General features: G+C 58.9%; 7 protein-coding genes. 4 read left to right on the top strand and 3 right to left on the bottom strand.

Going from position 1 to position 5,415, the window contains the following annotated elements; translation table 11 throughout:
* A partial coding sequence (locus tag ACH2EH_RS07300) for a TlpA family protein disulfide reductase (protein WP_395140339.1) occupies window positions 1–397 on the bottom strand: 397 nt, incomplete at its 3' end.
* An 82-nt stretch (window positions 398–479) separates the two neighbouring features.
* On the opposite strand from ACH2EH_RS07300, the gene ACH2EH_RS07295 reads away from it, so the two are divergent.
* A complete protein-coding gene (locus tag ACH2EH_RS07295) occupies window positions 480–1,571 on the top strand; it encodes an acyltransferase family protein (protein WP_395140337.1) in 1,092 nt (363 codons plus the stop codon).
* A gap of 5 nt (window positions 1,572–1,576) precedes the next feature.
* Window positions 1,577–3,172, top strand: a complete 1,596-nt coding sequence (locus tag ACH2EH_RS07290) for an amidohydrolase family protein (protein ID WP_395140335.1) — start codon at window positions 1,577–1,579, stop codon at window positions 3,170–3,172.
* On the opposite strand, the gene ACH2EH_RS07285 is transcribed toward ACH2EH_RS07290, so the two are convergent.
* Window positions 3,166–3,615 carry a hypothetical protein gene (locus tag ACH2EH_RS07285; RefSeq protein ID WP_395140334.1) on the bottom strand — a complete coding sequence of 150 codons (450 nt, stop codon included), beginning with the start codon at window positions 3,613–3,615 and terminating at the stop codon, window positions 3,166–3,168. The genes ACH2EH_RS07290 and ACH2EH_RS07285 overlap by 7 nt on opposite strands.
* A 112-nt stretch (window positions 3,616–3,727) precedes the next feature.
* Here ACH2EH_RS07285 and ACH2EH_RS07280 point away from each other — a divergent pair, with 112 nt between their 5' ends.
* The gene (locus ACH2EH_RS07280; protein ID WP_395140332.1) at window positions 3,728–4,213 is read left to right on the top strand and encodes a DinB family protein; all 486 of its coding nucleotides are present in this window, start codon (window positions 3,728–3,730) and stop codon (window positions 4,211–4,213) included.
* A 223-nt stretch (window positions 4,214–4,436) separates the two neighbouring features.
* Here the strand turns inward: ACH2EH_RS07280 and ACH2EH_RS07275 are convergent, their stop codons facing one another.
* A complete protein-coding gene (locus ACH2EH_RS07275; RefSeq protein ID WP_395140331.1) occupies window positions 4,437–4,985 on the bottom strand; it encodes a hypothetical protein in 549 nt (182 codons plus the stop codon).
* A gap of 156 nt (window positions 4,986–5,141) precedes the next feature.
* Here ACH2EH_RS07275 and ACH2EH_RS07270 point away from each other — a divergent pair.
* Window positions 5,142–5,415, top strand: a 274-nt coding sequence (locus tag ACH2EH_RS07270; protein WP_395140330.1) for a hypothetical protein, incomplete at its 3' end; no start/stop codon positions are given.

Raw genomic sequence — 5,415 nt, 5'->3', positions numbered from 1 at the left:
TCCAGTTCTTGCTCATGAAGCCGCCCCGCGCTGCGGTGTCTACAGCAACACTGTAGTTCATCTTAGCGCCCATCTCTTTGACAAACTTGGCGACATTTGACTGGAACTCAGGCGCCCCTTCGTTGATGCTGACCCCGACAAAGTCCGCCTTGGCTTGGAATTTCTTGGCGAGCTCGGTCAGGTGCGGGATGCTCGTGCGGCACGGCCCACACCAGGTCGCCCAGAACTCGACCACATGAACTTTTCCCTTAGCGAGCGTGACGGGCTTGCCTTTGACCCACTTGCTCACCTTGAGAGCGGGAGCGGGATCGCCAACGCCGAGCCCCGCGTGGGCAACGGCATTAAGTGAAAACGAGAGTGTCGCCACGAGAGCGGGTGCAACAAATGAGAAACGCATGATAGAAGGATCCTTTCTTCACCGTATTGTACTGCATCTCGCCCTTAACAGTTCCGAGTGCTGAACCGACAATACCAGGAAGATGCAACCCAGGAGCGCCCCCAAGTACTACCCCTTTGTGGAGGGAATCCGTGGGCTTGCCGCGTTCTATGTTGTGCTAAACCATATCTGGGCACGCTTTGTGGCCGTGGCGGCACCTGATGCGTTCCCTCGCTGGTTCCACTTACTCAAGTTCGGTCATGTCGCGGTGGCGATCTTTATCGTGCTCTCGGGCTTTTGTTTAATGCTGCCGATTGCACCGCGTGAGGGTCTGCCTCTATCCCCAAGCTTCCTGAAGCGCCGCGCCCGGCGCATCTTGCCCGCGTACTTCGCGGCAATGCTCATCAGCCTGCTCCTAGGGATGATGGTGCCCGCAATTCTGCCGCCGCACTCGCGCGAGTGGCAGAGCCTGCTGACACACACGCTTCTGGTTCACAACTGGACCCCGCGCTGGTCTATCGCCATCAACGGGCCGTTCTGGAGTATCGCGCTGGAGTGCCAGATCTATTTTCTCTTCGCGCTGGTGCTGCTCCCCGTGCGACGGCATGCGGGGCGGGGCATGGTGCTTGCCGTGGCAGGCGCTCTGGTGGCGATCCCGATGGCGCTCCGGCTTGACGGCACGAGTCCGTGGTTCTTGTTGCTGTTTGTCCAGGGCATGCTCGCCGCCGAGTGGGTCGCCCATCCCCCGCGCCTCAGCCACAGTGCCCTCAAAGCCCTTGCAGCACTCCTGACACTTGTCTGTGTGGCGGCGGAGCTGACAATCTGGCGTGATAGCTTTCCTTGGCCACGTACTCACTGGCAGGCAGGTGCGCTCCTGATCGGCCTGGACTTACTTCTTGGCAGCGCCATAGTCGCGGTATTGATTGTTGGCGCTCTGGCACCGTCGCGGCCTTTTGCACTCCTAAGCAGCCGCCCCGTGCTCTGGCTGGGGAGTTTTTCCTACAGCCTCTATCTGCTCCACGACCCACTCCTCGCTCTGGGACTGCACCCACTCACGCCGCGCATCGCCGCCGCCCCGCTCTCGATATTTGCTCTGGTGCTCGTCACCGTGCTACCGGCTACACTTGGCCTCTGCTGGCTCTTCCACCTGGCGTTTGAGAGGCCGTTTCTGCGCTCCCACAACCGGGTACAATAGCGCCCGTGACCACTCCTCGCTTCGATCTTCTCCTCTGCGGTGGCCTTGTCGCCGATGGCCTCGGCACTGCTCTCTTTCGTGCCGATGTGGGCGTGATAGGAGACAAAATTGCGGCGATTGGAGATTTGGTACGCAGCGAAGCGCTCACTACGATTGATGCGACCGGGCAAGTGATCGCGCCGGGCTTTATTGATATCCATACCCACTCCGATGTCTCCGTGCTCTTCACGCCGGGCATGGAGTCATCGCTGGCGCAGGGCGTCACGAGCGAGGTGGTCGGTAACTGCGGGATCTCTCTGGGGCTCGCGACAAACGCACCGGAGTTCGGGCTGGAGCGCCGCTGGCTGGAAGGCGCGGGCGGGACGCTAACCTGGGAGACGCTCGCCGGATTTCTTGCACGAGTCGAAGAGAGCGGGATGGCGATCAATATCGCCACACTTGCGGGACACGGTTCCCTCCGCAAGCGCGTGATGGGCATGGCGCAGCGGGCACCAAGTGACACCGAGCTGACAGTGATGCAGCGCGAGCTGGACTTGGCGATGCAGGCCGGGGCGATTGGGCTCTCCAGTGGGCTGGAGTATGTTCCCGGTAGCTACGCCGATGTGGCAGAGTTAACCGCGCTTGCCAAAGTCGCCGCGAGCTACGGCGGGTTCTATGCAACGCATCTGCGAGACGAGGGCGATTTACTGGAAGAGTCGGTGGCGGAGGCGATCGCTGTGGCCGAGGGTGCGGGGCTGCCGCTTCAGCTCTCGCACCACAAAGCCGAGCGCAAGCGCAACTGGGGCAAGATTCTCTCGACGCTTGCCATGGTAGACGCCGCACAGGCCCGTGGTATGGACATACTTCTCGATCAGTACCCCTACACCGCCTACCAGACCAGCCTCGCCGTGATCGCGCTTCCCACCTGGGCAAATGCGGGAAACCCTGAGGATCTCGCCCAAAACCTCACCGATCCCGCGCTGCATACCCGTGCCAGAGAGTGGATGGGCGAGCTTGAACGCTCCGGCGGCGTCTCCTGGGATGCCATCGAGATCGCGTCCTGCCCCCACCCCGCGCTCGTCGGCAAGAGCATCACGGAAAATGCCAGGGCGCAGAACCTCGACCCGCGCGACTTCATCCTGAACCTGCTCACCGAGGGGAGCGGCTGGATTAGCGCCGCACACTTCGCCATGAGCGAGACCGATGTCGAGCGCATTCTTTCCGACCCGCGTGTGATGATCGGCTCAGACTCCGTCGCCATGAACCCTGCTGCCCCCGATGCTGAGGCACACCGCCCGCACCCGCGCTCCTACGGCACCTTCGCGCGTATTTTGGAGCACTATGTGAGAGAGAAAAACCTGCTGACTCTTCCCGAGGCCATTCGGCGCATGACCAGTCTTCCCGCACAGCGCCTCGGCTGGACGGAGCGCGGGAGCCTAAAAGTGGGTAGCATCGCCGACATCACTGTGTTCTCCCCCGACACCATCCACGAAAATGCGACATTTGTTACCCCGCACGCCCTCGCCACCGGAGTCAGCACGGTCATCGTCTCCGGCCAACGCACTTGGCAAGATGGCAAACCGACAGGGGCACGTGGCGGAAAGGTCTTACGCCATCAATAATCAACCGGGCTGAGTAACACGCAGTGCTCCATCACAATATTGCCATGAATATTTCCCGCGCAGATCCCTTTCAGGGTCACATAGGTCTCCGTGGGTATTTTGCCTAAAGACTGTTGGGAGCCATCAAAGTAACATTTCACACGATTGGAAAGTAGCATATACGAGTGTTCCGCGGATTCATCATTAACGGATACGAGTTCACCACCCAGATGGACAACCTTACCTTTATACTTTTCGTTCGCGGTCTCAAGGTTTTTCTCGTAGTCTAAGCGCATCAAAGTAGACACCACATGAACAGTGGGCTCGGTGTTCAGGCTTACCACGGGCCGCTCGGGTTGGGACGCTTGCCAAAAATAAAACACCACCCCAAGCGAGCAGCTAACGAGCACCCCGATCAGAAATGACAAAATCTCTAGTCGTAGTTTTATGCGAAGTTCTTTCACTTTCTACTCCTCACACTCAAAAGTATCTTACTTAAAGTGTCGGCTCAGGCACACCGCCCATGTTCCGCGCAATAGTACGAGAAAACAAAAAAAGGACGATAGAATGAGCGCTATGAGTAGTGATTTTTCCGTATCTTGGGAGCTGAGCCGTGGGCGATTCGATCAGGAAGTTCTGAGTCTGAGCCAGGAGCAGCTAAATTTCCGCTTGTATCCCGGCTCCCTCTCCATCGGTGAGATGGCGGTTCATGTCGCCGGAGTCGAGGTCTGGTTCCTCTGCCAATTAGCGGGTAAGCCCGTCCCCGAGGATCTAGCGCGTGTGGCCAAGTGCGCAACCGAGGGTGTCGTCAACGACAATCCCTTCCCCTTTGAGGCCTCTGAGCTCACCCCCCTCCTCGTCGCCGAGGCGCTCGCCCGAGCCGCTAGAATGGTCAAAGAGGTTATCTACGAACCCTCGGCAGAGCTGCTTCAGGTGGAGATCAAGAGTGCTTTGGGGCCGATCATCACGGGCAAAGGAGCCCTCGCCCGCTTCGCCTTCCATCCCGGTTACCACCACGGCCAGGCGTACCAAATCAAGTGCGCTCCCGGCTTCCCCCACTAAACAATCAGGGACGTCTCGGAATAGGATTCTAAGCGGGTGGGGAGAATCGAACTCCCGTGATCTGCTTGGAAGGCATCTTTCAGGTTTTCCTCTACGGAGTGCCCTTGTCCCTCTATAACCCCGCGCCGACGATACCGTTTTTTGTGATAGGCAGCTAACGAATCTACGGCCAGCATTGCCTGCCTATTATACAATCATTCCGCGCGGAACGGTTTGCTCGCTGTTACTCCGCACACATCACCAACTCCTCAACCTTCAGGGCGAGCTTGTGCCGCTCTCGCTCGTTGTCCCAGCCATTTCCCTCGATGCGAACCTCAGCGGCCCAGAAAACCTCGGCGGCTACCTCGGTGATCATGAGGTGCTGGGCGAGCTCATGGGCGATCTTTCGGACGTAGCGGCGCTGGCTTCTTGTCGGAGTGATGAGGATGAGGTCAAGTGCCGTCGCGATCTCTTCCTGTGAGATCCAGCCTGCCCCGTCTTCATCCGATCCCACGTCCACCTCGACAATGAGACACATCATGACAGCGGCGGCGCGCTGCATTTCCCAGGTGGTGGGAAGCCGTCCGGCAGGCAGACGCGCCTGGCTGCGGATGCGCTGCACCATCCAGATGACAACTTCCTCTTTCTCTTCTTCGTCCAGTGGCCCCCGGGATAGGATTCGTGTCGGCTTACTCTGATCCCTGGAACACTCCAGACATTCATAGCTTTCAGGACACTTTTCACGCACGATCAGAGACCGCTCCAGCGACTGTACAACTCGCCCTCTTTCCATGCAAGACAGTATACCCTCAAATAAAAACATTTGTTTGCCAATTGTTAGAATTTGCGCTAAAATCGCTGTACCAGTTTTTTCTGGGAACCTCCGAGGAGTTCCACGTAGGCTGGCATCTCGGTACAGGCTCAACACTATCAGGAAAGCAGAACAACAATGGCAACAGGGTACGGTATTTCGAGCAAGGGCAAGCATAACAGCGCGGGCGAAGAGATTCAGGACATTGACTGGGACAACCAGCCCGCGCCGCCGGTCAAGGGGAAGGGGATGCAGGCGCAGGCTCCCCCACCGAGGCCGGTTGATCCGTGGGGCGACTCGCAACTCGTGGACGATGACGTGAGCCAGCTTCCTACGAGTGAGGGCAAGGCGGGCCGGGAGTCGTCGGCGAATTCGGGCGGCGAGGAGCAGGATATGGGGGCGGATGTCGGTG

Source organism: Armatimonas sp. (assembly GCF_043760365.1).
Classification (GTDB): domain Bacteria; phylum Armatimonadota; class Armatimonadia; order Armatimonadales; family Armatimonadaceae; genus Armatimonas.
The sequence above is the reverse complement of the archived record's forward strand: the minus strand, read 5'-3'. Positions and strand labels throughout refer to the sequence as shown.